Below are 18,051 nucleotides of genomic sequence, written 5' to 3'. Positions count from 1 at the left end.
TAATTTGAACAGCATACCGATAGAATCTACTAACCATTCTTCCTTTTATTCTTCACCCACGCCATTTCTATAAGATTTAAATCAGGGCTGTAAAGTGGTAACCATAATATATGATGCTCATGTTGCTCTAATAATTCTTGAATATCTGACCTTTTATGAAATGTCACATTATCCATCACAACAATACTCTGCTTCGGCAATTCTGGGTTAAAAAATTCCTTAACCCAAAAATGAAATACATCTGAATTCACTTTGCAATCAAATAGTCCAACTCCAAATAAGCCACTTTGATATATTGCACCAATTGTATTGGTTTGATTCTTTCAAAGCAAAATATGGCAATGAAAGCTTTTTTATAATCAAACACTCATTTTTTCATGTAATTGTATGAATAATTAGATGGTTTGATTATAGTTTTCTTCATCTTTAAAAATTGCTTCAATTGATAAGCCAAATAATTTAGAAATTTTAAATGCCAAAGGCAGACTAGGATCATAACGTTCTTTTTCAATTGCATTAATTGTCTGCCGCGAAACACCCAAATATTCTGCTAATTGCTGCTGAGACCAGCCTTGTTTCGTTCTTAATTCAGATAAGATATTTTTCATCGATAACGCCAGCTCCCAATTGCAATACCAACACCCCACAATGTTGCCATTAAAGGCCATACAAAAAACATAGAAAGATGTGGAAAGCCAATATTTTCAAGAAATCCATAGCTAAATGTAATGAGTGCGGTACCTACGAATGCGAGCGCAAAAGCTTGTAATTGGATGTGTTGTTGCATTTCATCTAAGCGCGCTAATTGTCTAAGTACACTCCAACCCACCAAAATACAGGGAATTATTGGCAATAATGTCACAAAAATTTGTGTTGAATAGCGGATATCGTCATTCTTTAAATAATTTAATGAACAAATAAGCACAACAATATAAAGCAGTATTGATGCACTAAACTCAATCAGAGATCTATATTTTTTCATACGGCAACCATGTAAAGTAAACTTTACACAAATTTAGATCAAATAGCACACCATGTAAAGTACACTTTACATATTATTTTTATTTTAACTTAGACAACAAACTTGAAATGCGCCTTTAATTGTCATTTTTTCACAGCATTTATCCGCGCTTTGATTATAAATTTCTAAAGCTAAATGATTTAAAAGCATAAAAAAAACCTAGTAAGCATGAAGCAAACTAGGCTATAAACTTTGAATCTCTTTTCGTTGGTAGCGGGAGCTGGATTTGAACCAACGACCTTCGGGTTATGAGCCCGACGAGCTACCAGACTGCTCCATCCCGCATCAACGAAGCACCTTTATACGCCTTAAAGACAAGGAATACAACCTTTATTCTATATATGTTTAAAAGAATTATTGATGGGCATCCAGAACACGCTAAAAGCATTCATTGTTAACTGATTATCGTATGCTCTTTTAACTTCAAAACACAACGGTTTAACCTTTTACTTAAGATTAAAAACCTAATATTTCGATAGCGATCTATTATACTTTTACCCTCATCAAGGCATCTTTAGCTCTTACCCAAATAACAATTTAATTAAACCAGTCATTGATATAGCATTAGAAAGCCCACTAAAAAGTGGGCTTATTTTTTGGAGGCGCATGAATGATGTGTGAGTCGCACAACAATTCAATAAAAAGTATATCAGCCTTTATTTATTAATTAAATTAAACTATGTAACAAAAATTAGCCAAAGCGTGCTGCAATACAATGTTCAAATAAACAGCGAAGATTTGCCTTAGTCTCTATATAAATTTAAGCAATTAAAAAACCACCCGTAGGTGGCTCGATTTAAATCATAGGTTCCAAAATCTTATAAATTTTACCATTCTTGCTGCTTTCAAAAAGCATTTCGAAGTTAGGACGCAAAAGTTCATTTTCAACAATAATATATTTGATACGTTCATGAGTTTTATTTGGATTTATCACAACATCATCTAATGTTGCCTCAACTGCATAACACTTTCCAAATTGATCCTTTACATTTATGTCGAGTTTATTCATAAAAAACACCTTAAAAATTAAATAAAAAACAGCTAAAACTGTTAACCAAAACATTCAATGATTATTAAATTTATGCTTGTACATCAAACGCAATTCAATATACTGCAAAAACAGTAAATTATTATAAAAATTTTTATTTACTTACATTTTAAGTGCTTATCAAAAAGATTGCTTCTTGATGCTACTCAGGTTTTTTGAGGATCTATTGCTTTTATCTCCTTTAAATCATCAAGATGAAGATCAAAAATGCTTTCAATCATTTTTACTTTGGATTCACTGGTATCCTCAGAAGTTTCAATCAAGTATTTTTTTGTTTGTTGGGTAAATTGAAAATAGTCTTCATAATTCACTGTTCCATTTTTTATCAGAAAACCGACTAAATTTCCGATGAGTAATCTTGTGACATGGTCACCCTCTAAGGTTGCCTCAACCAGCTTCCCAGCTAAAATTAATTTTTTCATCACATTACCATCCTTTGTATCATTTACTTAATTTAACAAATTCATTTTTACTTGTCATATCAATAAAAATAATCCATGCTTAAGTTCGTTCAGATGTACGCTAGCTTTTGGCTTCTATCACTGCAAATGCATCACTATTGATACTTCAGCAATCACACCCATTTACTTGAATACAATTAAACAGTCCCCTCCTTCGGTAGTTGCAAAGCTGTTTTAAAAACCAATTTCCACTCTGGTATGTATGCCAATCATCAACCTCAAAAATGGTTTTATTCTAAACTTGCACTTATCTGATAAAAAAAGCCCTACATTTCTGTAAGGCTTTACCTTAATTTTGCGCTGACTAAGGATTTTTGTTATTTATTATTAGTAAAATAACAATTTAAATTTACTTTAAAATTAAATTATCGTCAACCCTTTCATTGCCTGTATAAAAAAATACCCACCGATAGAGTAAGTGGGTATATAAACTTGTGATATATGTTTAGATAAACTTAATTTACAGAACATAAGTCTCACTTTCAATACCATTCATCGGCTATTTAATTTCACAAAAATACAAATATCAGAATTTATTCACTCAATGATCGAGACTTCATATGCTCACAGATAAAGCCCTCTATAAAAACAATAAAAAACACCAGCCAATACTACGCACAAAGAAGGACAAAAAATTAAATCGTACATAATTGATTTTAAATTTTTTTTAATTAAACCATTTAAAAGTATGGCATAAAACTGAAATATGCTAGATTCTATTTGATGATTCAAATTATTGTAATTTATCAAACACATTGAAAGAAAAAAAACCTATACATTTATCTCGACTATTTTACTGCGTTTTTATTATTAAAGAACAGATGTATAGTATCCGTGACCATTGGAGAGAGTGGTCTATAGACAATAAAGAAAGGCCCTACTAACCTGCATGATGCGGGTTTCTTTTTTGTTTATTGATCTAGAGATAGGACAGCATCCATACACGATTCAGAATATAAAAGGCTTGATTTATACAGCAATTGATTAGATCTGCTTAATTTTTTGCTGATAGGCGAATGATGGATCTTTTAAATAGGTCCAGTGTTTTAATAAGAATATAGAAAAAGTTATAGAAATATTTGAAATGTATAAATATGAATTAAGATAAAAATTTAGAGTTAAAAAAAAGCACGATATCGTGCTTTTTTCACAACTTACTCTGAATTATAGCGGAGTAATGTTTACAGCGTTAGGACCTTTAGGACCTTGAGTGATACTGAATTCAACTTGTTGACCTTCAGCAAGAGTTTTAAAGCCAGAGTTAGCGATTTCGCTGAAATGAGCAAAAACGTCTGGACCTGATTCTTGTTGAATGAAACCGAAACCTTTAGTTTCGTTGAACCATTTAACTGTACCTTTAACAACATTTGAGTTTGACATAATCAATCCTACTGAGATTTAAAAATTTTAAGTCATTTTATGACTAGTGATAACGTCGAAAATAATAAAGAATTGAACTTAAAATCTGAATAAAACGAAGGATTATGACTAAAACTGCGATACTTAGAGAAGATTTACCAAAACATGACTTTTTTCTAGTTGGCTTTACTTTACAGGAAAAAAATAAATAATCAAGCCTTCTTATACATATTTAACTTTTTTATGGATAAAGAATGGCTTATCTATTTAGAACAGCTCTCATGTGAGAGCTTTCTCAAATAACTTACTTTTTTCGATCATTGATAGAAAGCCAATTAATTTTCTATTTCAGAAGAAAAAAATACCAATGTTCCATACATCAATTTTTCTTATGCTTATTTTAGGGTTACTTTTTAAATGGCCAGCGGAGTTGAGCCAAATATTGGTTGGGTATTTGACTACGCACACCAACTTGATCATCTTTAATTTTTTGATCTTCATAGTAAAAACTCCCAAACAGAATATCCCAAAATATAAACACTTCTCCAAAATTCTTACGACCAAATCCATGTTTATGATGGATGCGATGTACTTCAGCTACAGCAAAAATATATTTGAACGGACCAACACGATAATCAATATTTGCATGTTGAAAAAACAAATGCACGGCCATAAATATCATCCAACACCCTATCAGCACACTTGGAGCACCCAAAAGCGCTAAGATGATCAAACTAGGTCCAGCAAGTACGATTGCACTCAGTGGATGCCTCTTTTCAGCATTTAACCAATATAAACGGCGTGATTGATGGTGAATCGCATGTAATTTCCATAAAAATCGATACTTGTGGCTTAGGTAATGCATGAACCATAGTCCAAAATCAATCATCACAGCAATAATCAATATCTGCCAAAATACCGAAATTTGGTCAGGCCATAACCGTGGAATAAATTGAAAAAGATCAAACCATTCGATAATTTTTGCAACAGAAACAATCAAAAATAAATTAAAAATTGCATGGATGATATCTGTAACAAAATCTTGATGTGTATCCAACCATTTTGCTTGATAAGGCAAATAATACTCAACCCATGCAATCACTACGCCACTTAGCAAGATGAAGAATATTGAACTTGGCCAATACGGAATTTGCTCAGAGACGATGAGCGTAACCATCCATACGGTTAACAGCATATAAAGTGGATAAAATAAATATCGCAGAGATATTTTAACAAAAGCGCTCATTTATAACTCCAATCAACAGAATACGTTTTAGGAGTATGCTGACTGGCTGGATATAAAAATTGAACGAAACCGCTATATCTCCTATAGCTTTTGATCCGACATTAGCAATATTGGCATTTGCTCAATGGATGGAATAAATTTTAATAGTGAAGGTTGAATGCCAAACATTTGTTTGCAGGTTCGACTAAAATGCGCCTGATCAGAAAAATGAGATTGATGAGCCATGCTGGTTAAATTAATATCCTGATCTATGGCTTGAAAGCTTTGTAATAAGCGTAACCATTTCCGATAACTACGATAAGAAATACCAAAATTGTCACTAAACCAATGACTAAAACGACTTTCTGAAAGATTGAATTGTGTGGCGATTTGTTTCACTGTCAAATTCTGTTGATGGTTGAGAATAAGAAATTTTGCAAGACGCTCTTCTCTAACTGACTGAGCTTTGAAATTAGATTCACTGCAATAACTTAAAAGCTTTTGGAAAGATTCAAATGTTTGATTTTGTTCTATAAAACATGCTCTAAGAATCGTCACCAAACTTTCAGGCAATATTGTAATCGACGAGTCTGGTTGTTGGTAAGCTTGTAAATAATGCTGAATGACATCAGCAAGAAAATGTGTTTGATCAATATAGATCGAACAGTAAGTCCCTGGTTGCAAATGATGTAAAGTATTTGCTGCGATATAGACCCCACTACTCCATATACAATAATCATCAGCAATAACTTGAATCCTCTCTCCCTGTTGTTTTGCAAAGCTTAACTGATGTGCGTGATGACGATGTGGAGAGTTATCACCAACAGCTCCCTCAAAATAGCCAATGCCATATCCAATTGCTATTCTGCCCATCCAATATTTAGCAGGTAAGTTATATAGATTAGATTGAGCCATAGAATACTTAAGCTAAAAGTGAAAACTCATTAAATAACACTATTCTACTTATCTTCAAATACCCAGCATAAATAAGCAGATTGATTGAGTGCGCTTTTTATATCTTTGCTATTCTAAAGCGCTTAAATTCAATCCAATAAATTTTAAGCATAAAAAAACCTAGTAAGCATGAAGCAAACTAGGCTATAAACTTTGAATCTTTTTCGTTGGTAGCGGGAGCTGGATTTGAACCAACGACCTTCGGGTTATGAGCCCGACGAGCTACCAGACTGCTCCATCCCGCATCAACGAAGTGACTTTATACGCCTTAAAGGCAAGTAATACAACCTTTATTCAATATATATACCTAAAAGATCCACTTAATTATCCTATTCACACAATTTTTATACTTTATGCATTGTTTTCAAGTGTGCTTAGATAAATACAGAAACAGAAAATTTCGGATTGATTAGATTGAATCTCTTTCGTTAAATCCACAACATCATATTAAACACCAAACATCGCTAATCTCTATGCCATGATCCAAGTTGCTAAATAAAAAAAATATCCTTAAGCACCTATCAACATAAAGATCAGTAGCATGATAGGAAATTTATTTTCAATATATTTCAACACATCAAAACTCATAAAAGCCCACCTTTTGATGAGCTTTTAGATCCATTTGTATTTACTTATACACCCATACCCCAGAAGGGATATTACCAAATAAATGTATAAGCAAAGTAAGAACAATAAACATAGAAAAGAAGAATGCGATGTTTATAGATTTAGATATCATGTAATCACCCTTATTTTATTTTTGTTGCTTTTTTATACACTAATAACGTGAATTTTTCAATCATTAACATGAATATAAATAAATCACTTTAAAATCTAAGACGCTACAATGAGCATAAATAGTAAAACATTTTATGATAATTACATCTACTCTCCTCCTTATAAATACCTCTTACCTTATAAATATCTTTTAGAGCATTATAGTTTAACTATATATAGCAATTTTTGGCGTAAAAAAGACGCTTTAAGCGCCTCACCATAAACTTCATTATTTACAACCTATTTCAACTTATATTGCTTAATCATCTACTCAATCTCAAAAAAATGCTTTTCTGTGACTATTTTTATCTTTATCTCTTTATAATATCTAATCATTGGGTCATTTGCATCTTTGCTGATTTTATCTAAAAACTTATTCTCTTTCATTAATTTAGAATAAGTTTTATAACCTATAATTAATCTTTGTGGATCCTTAATTTCTTTAAAATCATCAATTTGCTTATTGAGTTCTTTTAGATTAATACCCATGTTGGCTGCCCTCAATTGTTTTATTCAATATAGCACTCATTTATGACATTTTTTTGGCGAATTAAGAAAAATTAAGCGATCAAAAATGCCTCATATCTTTGTAAGGCATTCTTCAATATTTTGCTATATCTTTCATCAATCCTTAAAACATCGGTGACTTAACTCTAGTCACTACATAAACTTATGATTCAGTGATAAATAAGGGATGATTTGCTTTATAAATCGCTAATTTTTTTATTTCATTTTCCAAATAATCTGCTGGTTCTTCTTTCCATGTCGCTTTTCCACTATCAAAATCCGAGTTACTTAAAGTCCAAGAAGAAATCAAACTGTAAACAAATGTATTATCAGCAAAAATTAATTTTGTTTTATCACTCTTATCACTTGTAAACACTTTATGTGTAGGTAAGGACCCAAATATACCCACGTGGGTATACAAATATGTAAAGGTTTCATTCATCGTAATGATTACTCTTGTCGTTAATCACTATACTACCGCATTCAGCTCTATTTTATGAACTTTGAGCAAAATTCTAAATCCTTAACCGCTTAAGGATTTTATTAAAAAATAGTCCACTAAGGCTATGCTATAAATAATTTAAACACTAAGGCAAAAAAAACCTGCATCTTTGGGGAAAGAATGCAGGCAAAAACCGATGATTCGGTGATAAAAGGAATACCTACTATTTTACTAGGGTTTGATTTTATTTGTCAGTGGCAATATATAACAAGTGCTATAGCTTGCTTTCAATTGGTGAAAAATACTCAATATAAAGGTAGAAAAGAAAATAAAAAACTTATAAATACATTTTCAATCAAAGCATTACAAGTGATTTAATGAACACTTGTTTTTCTTTAGTAGCTTATATTTGGCTGCTAATTTATGCTTTTTAGGATCGATCTTATCGAGTGGTTGGCTATAAAAACTTCACCAACAAAGCAACTCTATTTAAAGCATTTCCAAAAGATCAGTTCTCTTTTTAGTGTTCAAATTACTTTTATATTTTTTCAATTTTCAAAATTACAAATAGTCCCCCATCAATGGCTTATATTGATCAATTCATAACTTTCATGGGGATGTTGATTCTAATCCCTCTTAAACCTTACTCAAGTCTAAAATTGTCATGCTACCCCAATACACTGCACCTGTATCAATGTAGTAGCAATTATCTCGCTTGATAGGCATTTTTGTGACGGTATGCCCCATGATGACCATATCCACAGCTTGAACTTTAGTATATTTCAGATTCTCTAAATCAAAGCGTTCTCTACCCCACATTGCAGCGTCCGTAGGGAATCGCTTAGCTTCAATTGTATATCTGATAGCATCAAAATCATCAAGATTATGCTTAAACAACTCCCAATCATTTTGCTCAATATGCCCATGTACAAAGCCAAACTTACGATTGTTATGTGTTATTTCAAGTGCAATCGGTAGTTGCTTAAATTTGTTTATAATTTTATGTTGAGTTTGAGCATCCAAATCGTAAAACCACTCTCCCCCATTGGCGATATGGCAACGGCGAAAGGACTCATTAAACAAACCTTTAATACATAAATCCTCATGATTCCCTCGAATTGAAGTAAACCAAGGTTGATCGATTAAATTCACACACTCAATATTTTGAATACCACGATCAACCAGATCACCAACAGCAACCAATAAATCGTTTTCAAAGTTAAAGCCTATCTCAATCAAGCGACTCATCAGCAAGTCGTAACACCCATGAATATCGCCAACTACGTAGAGCTTACCTTTGATTGTCTTATTCCAAATTTTGACTAAGTTCATGACGCTGTCCTCTTAAGCGGATTTTCAACCATTTACTGCAATGCCCTATCTGTATAATTGTTTTGTTGTACACCGCATTGATGTATAAATATTTTTGTTTACATAGCTTTGGCTAATTAATATGAGCGATACATCAATTTTTATTTTCTGTAATAACCCATTTGCTTGAGGTTAAGCAGGCTTTTAATAGATTTATAAATACATTGGCTGGAAATGAATCAGACCTATATTGAATGCTTTACATCACCAGTAGCGTTAGTTTGGAGAAATATGAATACTTAGAATTGCATGTTTTTTGATAAATCTTATTGTTATATAGTCTAAATAACAATATCTTCTAATTGAATCATCTATAAAGGTAGCAGCTACCGCCATCATTTTTGGCTTTTCTAGATTTTTCTTATGAGTTGAAATTTCAGCTTTTATCTTTGTGTCTGTGAGACTTACAGTAAGTTTAGCCATTTTTTACGGTACATTTTTATTGGATTTTGCGGTATACCGTATAAAGTACCATTAAAAAATTGAGCAGTGGACATACATCATACGATGAACTGAGACAATAAATTCTATCAATGTCTTTAATATAGGTGTTATTGCGACAAATTGGAACAACAAGATGGTACGCCCAGCGGGACTCGAACCCACTCCACAGGCTTCGGAAACCTGTACTCTATCCAGTTAAGCTATGGGCGCTTAAATTGAGATGGCACATCATAACAAAAAAAACCGCGAGGTAAAGCATTTATAAAACAACTCTTTTGATTGATGCTCATGCTTTAAACAATGTTGCATATTTGCAATGCAGAATTCCTTCTAACTTACTTGGTTTATTTAAAAAGATCGCTCACAATACACACTCCATAAACCAAGTGAGAATTTCATGACTGATGCTCTGACGTTAAGAGATTTATCTAAAACCTATAGAAATGGATTCCAAGCACTCAAAGGAATCAATTTGACTGTTCCAGAAGGAGAGTTTTATGCACTTTTAGGACCAAATGGCGCTGGTAAATCGACAACAATCAGTATTATCAGTTCCTTAGCACGGAAAACCTCAGGTACTGTGGAAATTTTTGGTCATGATTTAGATACCCACCCTTCACATGCAAAGCAATGTTTAGGTGTCGTTCCTCAAGAATTTAACTTCGGTCAATTTGAAAAAATCTTCGACATCTTAGTCACTCAAGCAGGTTATTACGGCATTCCGCCTAAAATTGCACAACAACGTGCTGAAGAATATTTAGAAAAATTAGGTTTATGGGATAAGCGTAATACTCAGGGGCGCATGTTGTCTGGTGGTATGAAACGCCGTTTAATGATTGCGCGAGCCATGATGCATGAACCTAAACTTTTGATTTTAGATGAACCCACTGCAGGTGTAGACATCGAGTTACGCCGTTCAATGTGGGATTTTCTTACAGAAATGAATGAAAAAGGCACCTCGATCATTTTAACCACACACTACTTAGAAGAAGCAGAAATGCTTTGTCGTCAGATTGCGATTATTGACCGTGGTGTTATCAAAGAAGATACATCAATGAAAGCATTCTTAAACCAATTGAGTGAAGAATCTTTTATTTTCGATTTAGAAAATCCGATTGAACCAATCATGATTGATATCATTGGTGTGAAGTTTAATCTGATTGACCCAATGACCTTAGAAGTCACAATGGATAAAGCGCATTCTTTAAATGATTTATTCCAGCTTTTAGAAGCGCAAGGCATTCGTGTTCGCAGTATGCGCAATAAATCAAATCGTCTTGAAGAGTTATTTGTGAAACTGGTTGAGAAAAATCTTGAAGGAGTTGCAGAATGAATTTTACTCAACTACGTATTGCGCTCTATACATTAGTTCAAAAAGAAATCCGCCGCTTTATGCGAATTTGGCCGCAGACCTTATTACCGCCTGCGATCACCATGAGCTTGTACTTTGTGATTTTTGGTAATTTGGTCGGTTCTCGTATTGGGCAAATGGGTGGATTTAGCTATATGCAATTCATCGTACCAGGTCTCATCATGATGGCGGTAATTACAAACAGTTATGCCAACGTATCTTCAAGTTTCTTTAGTGCTAAATTCCAAAAAAGTATCGAAGAGCTGATCATGAGCCCAGTTCCATTACATATGGTCTTGTGTGGTTATGTGATTGGCGGTGTTGCCCGTGGTGTTCTTGTTGGGGCAATTGTCACTGCAATGAGTTTGTTTTTTACTGACCTTTATATCCATAATATTTTCGTCACGATATATACCGTTATTATTACCTCGTTATTGTTCTCTTTAGGGGGTTTTATCAATGCTGTATATGCAAAATCGTTTGATGATATTTCGATTATCCCAACCTTTGTATTAACTCCCCTCACCTACTTAGGCGGTGTGTTTTACTCGATTAGTGCTTTAAGTCCATTTTGGCAAAATCTGTCTTTAATTAACCCGATTGTATATATGGTCAATGCTTTCCGTTTCGGAATTTTAGGTCATAGTGATGTCAATGTTTCATTGTCTTTACTTATCGTGACCCTTTTCTGTGGCGTACTTTATGCGATTGCTTACTATTTACTATCTCGTGGTTCAGGAATGCGTGAATAATGTCTGTTGAAAAATCTTTATTGGGTAAAGAAACCGATTACCCAACTACCTATCAACCCGAAATTCTTTTCCCAATCGCTCGTGCACAAGCACGTGAGCAATATGCGGATGTAGCGGGTATATATAAAGGTCAAGATTGGTGGCATGTATTCGAAATTTCTTGGCTAAATGCCAGAGGAATCCCGCAAGTTGCCATTGGGCGTATTGCGCTCCCTGCAACATCAGCAAATTTGATTGAATCGAAGTCGTTAAAGCTCTACTTTAATAGTATGAACTTTACCCAGTTTGATTCTCATCAAGCTTTCATCGATACCGTAGAAAAAGACTTATCTGCTGCTGCACAAGCAGCAGTGACTCTAACTTTATTTCAAGTTGATGATTTAGACATTACCAAACCAACCGGTATTTGTATTGATGATCAAGAACCTGACCAGCTGGTCAATCATCCAGATGCAAGCCTTTTGGCCTTTGATCAAGAAAATACACAACACGGCGAAAGCGTTGAAATTCAACTGTATTCACACTTATTGAGAAGCAATTGCCCTGTGACTGGACAACCTGATTGGGGCACTGTTTTTATCCGATACCAAGGTAAAAAACCTTGTTATCGTAGTATTTTAGCTTATATTATCTCGTATCGTCAGCATAACGGTTTTCACGAACAATGTGTGGAACAAATCTTTGCCGATATTTGGCAAAATTTAAAACCTGAAAAGCTGATGGTGTATGCAACATATACACGTCGTGGTGGTTTAGATATTAACCCATGTCGTGTATCTGATGAATCATGGATGCCAAGCCCAATTCGATTGGCGCGACAATAAACATTGAGGTTGAAAACATGCCTTTTTTTGGTTTTGTACCTTCTGAAGAACTATTAAAGAACATTCAGACCGGTATTGAGAAAAAAAACTCTAACGAACCACTTTATCCTTTACGTGATCAAACTGCCTTACTCATTAATGAAGAAATTATTGATACGCTTTTGATTGAACTTGTTCGTCGCTTCCCTGCAAGTGACAAACGAGATACTGCTGAAAAATTAGCAGGCTATGTCAAATCGACTGTTGCTGTGTTACTTAAACAATTATTAAGTAAAGCAGACAATGATGTGGTTCGTCAGTCTGTAGAGTTTTCAGAACGTAGTCTATTTAAAGATCCACAAGGTCAATTCCGTGTCGGTGTGAATTTAGACGCAAGTTTAGTCACCAATCTTAAAAATAGCTTTGCTGAAGTTCAAGCAAATGGTGATGTAAATCGCGCTGTATTGTCTGAACAATTCAAACAATTCTCAGATGCGACGATTAATCATTTTATGCGTGATTTTAATAAAACGCTCGACTTGGGTATGATCAAACGTAAAGCTGCGGATATTGGCGCGTCTGCTGTAGGCAAAGCAGTGCATATGGCAATTGATAAGTTGATTCCAAATTTAAATAAAGATGAAATCACAGCTGTTGCAGAATATTACGATACTTTATTTTTTAATTGATCGTTAAAATTCGATTGGATTTTTAAATATAAAAAATGCCCTTCTTTGTAAGGGCATTTTTTATAAAGTTACTGAGCTATGCTTTTAAGGATAATAATTAACCATTAAATTCATAAACTTAAAATCATGATAAAACGCTATTCCTTGATCTATCTAAAACCTATTCAAATTCAAAACCATTTAATTCAATCTCTTTAACCCACTATTTTCTAATTTAAATATTTCAACCTCAAAATAATCACAAAATTCAGGTCATAATTTTGTTGCAAAGTATTGATATTCATTGCCTTCGGAGGGGATTGTGATAGCATGCGCAAAACACATTTCCCGCACAAAATAGACCAATGGCACCAAGCTCTCAATATAAATTTTTACGTCAATCTCCTCGTGATGGTCTGAGTACTGCCATGATCCCCTCACGCTGGCAAAAACTCCATATTGACCCTTGGTTGAGCTTATTTCTAATTTTAAACGCGATGCTCGGTTTAACTGTCCTTTATAGTGCGTCTGCTCAAGATATGGGGCTGGTTTCCAAACAAGCCATGAGCTTTGGTATCGGTTTTCTCGTCATGTGTGGTTTAGCCCAAATTCCCCCTAAAGTTTATCAAGCTTTTGCCCCCTACTTTTATCTCTTCGGACTGGTCTGCTTAGTCGCTGTGAAAGTCTTTGGTGAGGTTCGCATGGGTGCTCAACGCTGGATAGGGATTCCTGGTTTTGGCAGTGTGCAACCCAGTGAGTTTTTAAAAATTGGTATGCCATTGATGATTGCATGGTTTTTATCCCGTAACCCTCTACCACCTAGTTTTAAAAATGTGTTTTTATCACTGATCATGATCGGCATTCCTTTTATCCTTATTGCAGAACAACCCGATTTAGGCACATCATTGCTCATCTTAGCCAGTGGGATTTTTGTGCTATTTCTGAGTGGTCTTTCTTGGAAAATGATTTTAGGTGCCGTGAGTGCTGTTGCAGTAGTAATTCCAGTCGCTTGGGAATTTCTACTACATGACTATCAACGACAACGTGTTTTAACTTTATTTAATCCAGAAGCCGATGCCTTAGGCACAGGCTGGAACATCATTCAGTCTAAAACAGCGATTGGTTCGGGTGGCTTTATGGGTAAAGGTTATTTGGAAGGCACTCAATCGCACTTACATTTTTTACCTGAAGGCCATACTGACTTTATTATTGCCGCATTTTCTGAAGAATTCGGTCTGATTGGTATCCTACTTCTGATCATCATTTATTTTTGTATTATCTTTAGAACCTTTCAAATGAGTTTACAATGCTTCCATAATTTTGGTCGACTTGTAGCCGGTACTTTTGCTTTGTCATTTTTTGTTTATGTATTTGTAAATGCGGGCATGGTCAGTGGTATTTTACCTGTAGTCGGTGTGCCATTACCTTTTATGAGTTATGGTGGTACTGCAATTATTACTTTAATGGCCACTTTTGGCATTGTGATGTCTATACATACACATCGTTAATTTTTTATCATAAATAATTAGGAAATATAACCTATGTTTACTTTTGGGCTTTTACAGAAGGTTAAAAACATCACTTTTTGTGCAGCTGCATTTTCACTGACCAGTTTCTGCCAAGCCAATGATTTTGCCAGCAACCCTGAATACAATAATTTTAAAGCCAAAACCATGCAAACCTATGGTTTAAGTAGCGAACAAATTGATTGGGCAATGAACGGCTCACGCAATTTACCCAATATCATCAGCATTATGGAACGACCAGGTGAAAGTAAGCCTTGGTATCAGTACAAAACTAATTTTTTAGCTGAAGGCACCATCCAACGTGGTGTGCGTTTTAAACAACAATATGCAGATACACTAAATCGCGCAGAACAGCAGTTTGGGGTGCCTCAAGCAATCATCCTAGGCATTCTAGGGGTCGAAACAGGTTATGGTTCAAATAAGGGCTCCTTTATCACCCGTGATGCACTTGCAACCCTCGGTTTTGGTTATCCTCGCCGTGCGCAATATTTCCAAGATGAGTTGGGTGCTTTAATTGCATGGTCATATAAAGATGGCGTTCCAACCAATTCGATTGTTGGGTCTTATGCAGGTGCAGTAGGTTATCCGCAATTTATGCCAAGTAATGTGTCTAAATTTGGCGTGGATTACGATGGAAATGGTCATGTTGACTTACGTAACTCTGCGGTCGATGCGATTGGTTCGATTGCCAACTATCTGGCTCAACATGGCTGGCAGCGTGATCGCCCCATTGCGTTTTTAGCGCGTTATACAGGGAACAATCCTGAAGCAGTTATTGCAAAAGATTTAACTCAGCCTGTTCCCTATGGATCACTTAAAAATTTAGGGATTTCTCCATTAAATCCAATCGTCAAAATTGATGACTTAGATTTGGTTAATGTGATTCAATTACAAGACAGCAATGGCCCTATTTATTATATTACTTATCCTAATTTTCAAGTGATTACGACATATAATAGAAGCCGTATGTATGCCACCGCTTTATGGCTTTTAGGCACTGAAATTGTAAGTCGTTAAGACTTGCAATTTCCCAAACAATAAATAAGTCAAGATTTTTTTATGTTAATTTGATCACATTTAATACTTTTTTCATAATTTGTTACAATATTGATTATTTTTTAACCAAAACCTGTAAGAATTTGTCCTTTTTGTAACTGTTTCTTAAATAATGCTAGACACATTTATTCCAGCTTGAATATTATCCTTTCCGTTAAATGCAGTTGCACAAGTGAATTTACAGACCTCTATGGTTAATTTTCAGCGACTTAGAAAGTTAAAATTGAGGTTCCAAGGAGTTAAACGATGCATGCTTCACTAAAATATATGATGGCCCTGACCATGGGTCTGAGTATGACGCAAGTCAACTCAGAAATGGTTCAGTCATCATACTTAAACAATGATTCGGATAGTTCGAGTCTAGCTTCTCGTGTGATTAGCAAAGATTCAACAAATTTCAACTCTCATTTTTCAAACCTAAACAGTTTGTCAATTACTGAACGTTCTGGCGATCAAGTCCGTCGTCAAACTATTGCAGCAAAGATTCAAGTTCCTGAAGATGAGCCTTCAGTAATTGATAAACTTAATGAAGTTGCTTCAAACACAGTTCGCAAATTTAGCCAAACTGGTGTTGCATCTTGGTACGGTCGTCAGTTCCACGGCCGTAAAACCGCAAGCGGTGATACATTCGATATGAATGATTTGACTGCTGCACACCGTAGCTTGCCATTAAACTGCTTTATTCGTGTAACCAATAAAGACAATGGTAAAAGCGTAGTGGTTAAAGTCAACGATCGTGGTCCTTTCCATGGTAACCGTGTACTTGACCTCTCTTACGGCGCTGCTAAGCGTTTAGGTATTACAAATTCAGGAACAGCACGCGTTAATATTGAACGCGTAGATGGTCCAAACTCGTAAATCACTGCATGCATTTAACAAAAGCCACTTTCCAGTGGCTTTTTTATTGCAAAAATAAAAATACAGATGTCCGAATTACCCCCTTAACTTTCCAGTTATGCCCCTTTTCTTTCAATACATTCCAGATAAAATAAAATGCGAGTCGATACAGGATGTATCACTAAACAGAAAACGAAAACCGAAGTTTAAATTCTAAAAGTAAAAAAGTGAGCCATGCATGGACGTGAACAGCAAAACGCCAAACTTCGCGCATATATCTCTCAGCAAAACCCAAAAAATAATCGCACTTGGTTTTGCCACGCAAGGCTTGGGTTATGCCAGCGTCATGACTGCGCTTCCTACAATCAAAAGCCGATACAGACTTTCAGATGATCAACTGTCGATTATTATCCTTGGCGTCTGTATTGCAGCAGCACTGGGTTCTATTTTGGCAGATCGACTCGCTGTAAAACTAGGTTCAAGGCTGGCTATTGTTATCGGCTTGCTATTTGAAGCCATCGGTATTGCAATTGCAGCATTTAGTCCCAGTGCCATGATCATGGTCGCTAGTTTTTTACTTTATGGGCTTGGACTTGGATGTTTAGATGCTGCATTGAATATGCAAGCTGTCATGATGGAACAAAAACTTGGAAAAAGCGCCTTAGGCGGTTTTTTTGCCTGTTATACCGCTGCTGCTTTCCTTGGTGCGTTAATCATGTCCGCGACAGTCTCAACCACACTTGGGGCAACAGCGGCATTGTGCATTGCTGTCATGATGTGTTTGATTACATCGCAAGTTTCAAAACGGTGGTTATTTCAACAAAAAGAAAATGCTGCCCTACACCCTCAACAACGATCACCAATTCCGCATAAACAATTGCTTATTTTTGGTGTGATCATTCTCATCGCCTTTACTGTCGACTCAGCAATCAGCACGTGGAGTTCAATTTATCTTAAAGATATTTTAGCAAGCTCAGCCACAGTCGCACCATTGGGTTATGCCGCTTACCAAATGGGTATTTTACTCACACGTTTAAGTCTAGATTATCTTTTAAAATTTAAAAGCGCTGCATGGGTTGCATTCATCACAACGCTGATTGGTGCAACAGGCTGTGCCATAGCTGGCTTAGGGCATTCATTGGCGATTGTCATTGCTGGTTTTGCACTGGCTGGTATTGCGGTAGGCGCATTAGTCCCGCTGACATTTTCAGCAGCAGGTCGTCTAGATGAAAATCGACGCGATGAAATTATCGCACGGGTGAATATTTTTAATTATGGTGGAGCTGTAGCAGGAGCTGTGATTGTTGGCTTACTTGCTGCTCCTATCGGTTATGGTCCCTCATTTATTGGTTTAGCACTGGCACTGTTATCTGTGATTTATTTTAGAAAAAGATTTATTTAGGCTGTATATAAATAAAAAATCGTTTAGGATGAATCAAGATCATTGCT

At 35.2% G+C, this 18,051-nt stretch carries 20 protein-coding genes, 3 tRNA genes and 1 pseudogene; 9 read left to right on the top strand and 15 right to left on the bottom strand.

All coding sequences use genetic code 11. The features are described from left to right. Positions 1 to 29 precede the first annotated feature (29 nt). The 12 genes and pseudogenes from GJV03_RS14475 to GJV03_RS14420 form a co-directional block, all read right to left on the bottom strand. Positions 30 to 308, bottom strand: a pseudogene (locus tag GJV03_RS14475) (transposase); the annotation flags it as partial. A gap of 87 nt (positions 309 to 395) precedes the next feature. Continuing rightward, positions 396 to 608, bottom strand: coding sequence for a helix-turn-helix transcriptional regulator (locus tag GJV03_RS14470; protein ID WP_004721981.1), 213 nt, complete (start codon positions 606 to 608; stop codon positions 396 to 398). Then, the gene (locus GJV03_RS14465; RefSeq protein ID WP_105714522.1) at positions 605 to 982 is read right to left on the bottom strand and encodes a hypothetical protein; all 378 of its coding nucleotides are present in this window, start codon (positions 980 to 982) and stop codon (positions 605 to 607) included. Before GJV03_RS14465 ends, GJV03_RS14470 begins: the two co-directional genes overlap by 4 nt. A gap of 247 nt (positions 983 to 1,229) precedes the next feature. Continuing rightward, positions 1,230 to 1,306 (bottom strand) — tRNA-Met (locus tag GJV03_RS14460). Between the two features lie 511 nt (positions 1,307 to 1,817). Then, positions 1,818 to 2,030 carry a hypothetical protein gene (locus GJV03_RS14455; RefSeq protein ID WP_004721987.1) on the bottom strand — a complete coding sequence of 71 codons (213 nt, stop codon included), beginning with the start codon at positions 2,028 to 2,030 and terminating at the stop codon, positions 1,818 to 1,820. Positions 2,031 to 2,215: 185 nt separating this feature from the next. Next, positions 2,216 to 2,491, bottom strand: coding sequence for a hypothetical protein (locus GJV03_RS14450; RefSeq protein WP_004721989.1), 276 nt, complete (start codon positions 2,489 to 2,491; stop codon positions 2,216 to 2,218). A gap of 1,203 nt (positions 2,492 to 3,694) precedes the next feature. Further along, positions 3,695 to 3,910 carry a cold-shock protein gene (locus GJV03_RS14445; RefSeq protein ID WP_004721990.1) on the bottom strand — a complete coding sequence of 72 codons (216 nt, stop codon included), beginning with the start codon at positions 3,908 to 3,910 and terminating at the stop codon, positions 3,695 to 3,697. Positions 3,911 to 4,295: 385 nt separating this feature from the next. Beyond that, positions 4,296 to 5,135: a sterol desaturase family protein gene (locus tag GJV03_RS14440; RefSeq protein ID WP_004721992.1), complete on the bottom strand. Its 840-nt coding sequence runs from the start codon at positions 5,133 to 5,135 to the stop codon at positions 4,296 to 4,298. Between the two features lie 81 nt (positions 5,136 to 5,216). Then, positions 5,217 to 6,029 carry a helix-turn-helix transcriptional regulator gene (locus GJV03_RS14435; protein ID WP_004721993.1) on the bottom strand — a complete coding sequence of 271 codons (813 nt, stop codon included), beginning with the start codon at positions 6,027 to 6,029 and terminating at the stop codon, positions 5,217 to 5,219. 207 nt (positions 6,030 to 6,236) lie between these two features. Continuing rightward, positions 6,237 to 6,313, bottom strand: a tRNA-Met gene (locus tag GJV03_RS14430). 799 nt (positions 6,314 to 7,112) lie between these two features. After that, positions 7,113 to 7,334, bottom strand: a complete 222-nt coding sequence (locus GJV03_RS14425) for a hypothetical protein (RefSeq protein ID WP_004721994.1) — start codon at positions 7,332 to 7,334, stop codon at positions 7,113 to 7,115. A gap of 181 nt (positions 7,335 to 7,515) precedes the next feature. Continuing rightward, the gene (locus tag GJV03_RS14420; protein ID WP_004721995.1) at positions 7,516 to 7,794 is read right to left on the bottom strand and encodes a hypothetical protein; all 279 of its coding nucleotides are present in this window, start codon (positions 7,792 to 7,794) and stop codon (positions 7,516 to 7,518) included. Positions 7,795 to 7,974: 180 nt separating this feature from the next. Here GJV03_RS14420 and GJV03_RS14415 point away from each other — a divergent pair, with 180 nt between their 5' ends. Continuing rightward, a complete protein-coding gene (locus GJV03_RS14415; protein WP_035371590.1) occupies positions 7,975 to 8,172 on the top strand; it encodes a hypothetical protein in 198 nt (65 codons plus the stop codon). 258 nt (positions 8,173 to 8,430) lie between these two features. On the opposite strand, the gene GJV03_RS14410 is transcribed toward GJV03_RS14415, so the two are convergent. The 3 genes from GJV03_RS14410 to GJV03_RS14400 all read right to left on the bottom strand — a co-directional run bounded on the left by GJV03_RS14410 (position 8,431) and on the right by GJV03_RS14400 (position 9,819). Further along, positions 8,431 to 9,126: a metallophosphoesterase gene (locus GJV03_RS14410; protein ID WP_154130363.1), complete on the bottom strand. Its 696-nt coding sequence runs from the start codon at positions 9,124 to 9,126 to the stop codon at positions 8,431 to 8,433. A 255-nt stretch (positions 9,127 to 9,381) separates the two neighbouring features. Continuing rightward, positions 9,382 to 9,588, bottom strand: coding sequence for a hypothetical protein (locus GJV03_RS14405; protein ID WP_154130362.1), 207 nt, complete (start codon positions 9,586 to 9,588; stop codon positions 9,382 to 9,384). Positions 9,589 to 9,743: 155 nt separating this feature from the next. After that, a tRNA-Arg gene (locus GJV03_RS14400) sits at positions 9,744 to 9,819 on the bottom strand. Between the two features lie 187 nt (positions 9,820 to 10,006). Here GJV03_RS14400 and GJV03_RS14395 point away from each other — a divergent pair. The 8 genes from GJV03_RS14395 to GJV03_RS14360 all read left to right on the top strand — a co-directional run bounded on the left by GJV03_RS14395 (position 10,007) and on the right by GJV03_RS14360 (position 18,004). Continuing rightward, positions 10,007 to 10,942 carry an ABC transporter ATP-binding protein gene (locus tag GJV03_RS14395; protein ID WP_004722000.1) on the top strand — a complete coding sequence of 312 codons (936 nt, stop codon included), beginning with the start codon at positions 10,007 to 10,009 and terminating at the stop codon, positions 10,940 to 10,942. After that, complete coding sequence (locus GJV03_RS14390) at positions 10,939 to 11,712, top strand: ABC transporter permease (RefSeq protein WP_004820027.1); 774 nt, start codon at positions 10,939 to 10,941, stop codon at positions 11,710 to 11,712. The genes GJV03_RS14395 and GJV03_RS14390 overlap by 4 nt, the downstream gene beginning before the upstream one ends. Beyond that, positions 11,712 to 12,536, top strand: a complete 825-nt coding sequence (queF, locus tag GJV03_RS14385; RefSeq protein WP_154130361.1) for an NADPH-dependent 7-cyano-7-deazaguanine reductase QueF — start codon at positions 11,712 to 11,714, stop codon at positions 12,534 to 12,536. The genes GJV03_RS14390 and queF overlap by 1 nt, the downstream gene beginning before the upstream one ends. 17 nt (positions 12,537 to 12,553) lie before the next feature. Beyond that, positions 12,554 to 13,204, top strand: coding sequence for a hypothetical protein (locus GJV03_RS14380; protein ID WP_004820022.1), 651 nt, complete (start codon positions 12,554 to 12,556; stop codon positions 13,202 to 13,204). A gap of 344 nt (positions 13,205 to 13,548) precedes the next feature. Further along, positions 13,549 to 14,691 (top strand): rod shape-determining protein RodA, encoded by a 1,143-nt coding sequence (rodA, locus tag GJV03_RS14375; RefSeq protein WP_004722007.1) that lies wholly within the window; start codon positions 13,549 to 13,551, stop codon positions 14,689 to 14,691. Between the two features lie 33 nt (positions 14,692 to 14,724). After that, entirely contained in the window at positions 14,725 to 15,726 is a 1,002-nt protein-coding gene (mltB, locus tag GJV03_RS14370) for a lytic murein transglycosylase B (protein WP_004820018.1), read from the top strand. 285 nt (positions 15,727 to 16,011) lie between these two features. After that, positions 16,012 to 16,623 (top strand): septal ring lytic transglycosylase RlpA family protein, encoded by a 612-nt coding sequence (locus tag GJV03_RS14365; RefSeq protein WP_004722011.1) that lies wholly within the window; start codon positions 16,012 to 16,014, stop codon positions 16,621 to 16,623. Between the two features lie 217 nt (positions 16,624 to 16,840). Further along, positions 16,841 to 18,004 (top strand): MFS transporter, encoded by a 1,164-nt coding sequence (locus tag GJV03_RS14360; RefSeq protein ID WP_056516131.1) that lies wholly within the window; start codon positions 16,841 to 16,843, stop codon positions 18,002 to 18,004. The last annotated feature ends 47 nt before the right edge of the window (positions 18,005 to 18,051 follow it).

This window comes from Acinetobacter sp. RIT698 (assembly GCF_009668065.1).
GTDB classification, from domain to species: Bacteria; Pseudomonadota; Gammaproteobacteria; order Pseudomonadales; family Moraxellaceae; genus Acinetobacter; species Acinetobacter guillouiae.
This window is presented reverse-complemented; position numbering and strand designations above follow the sequence as displayed.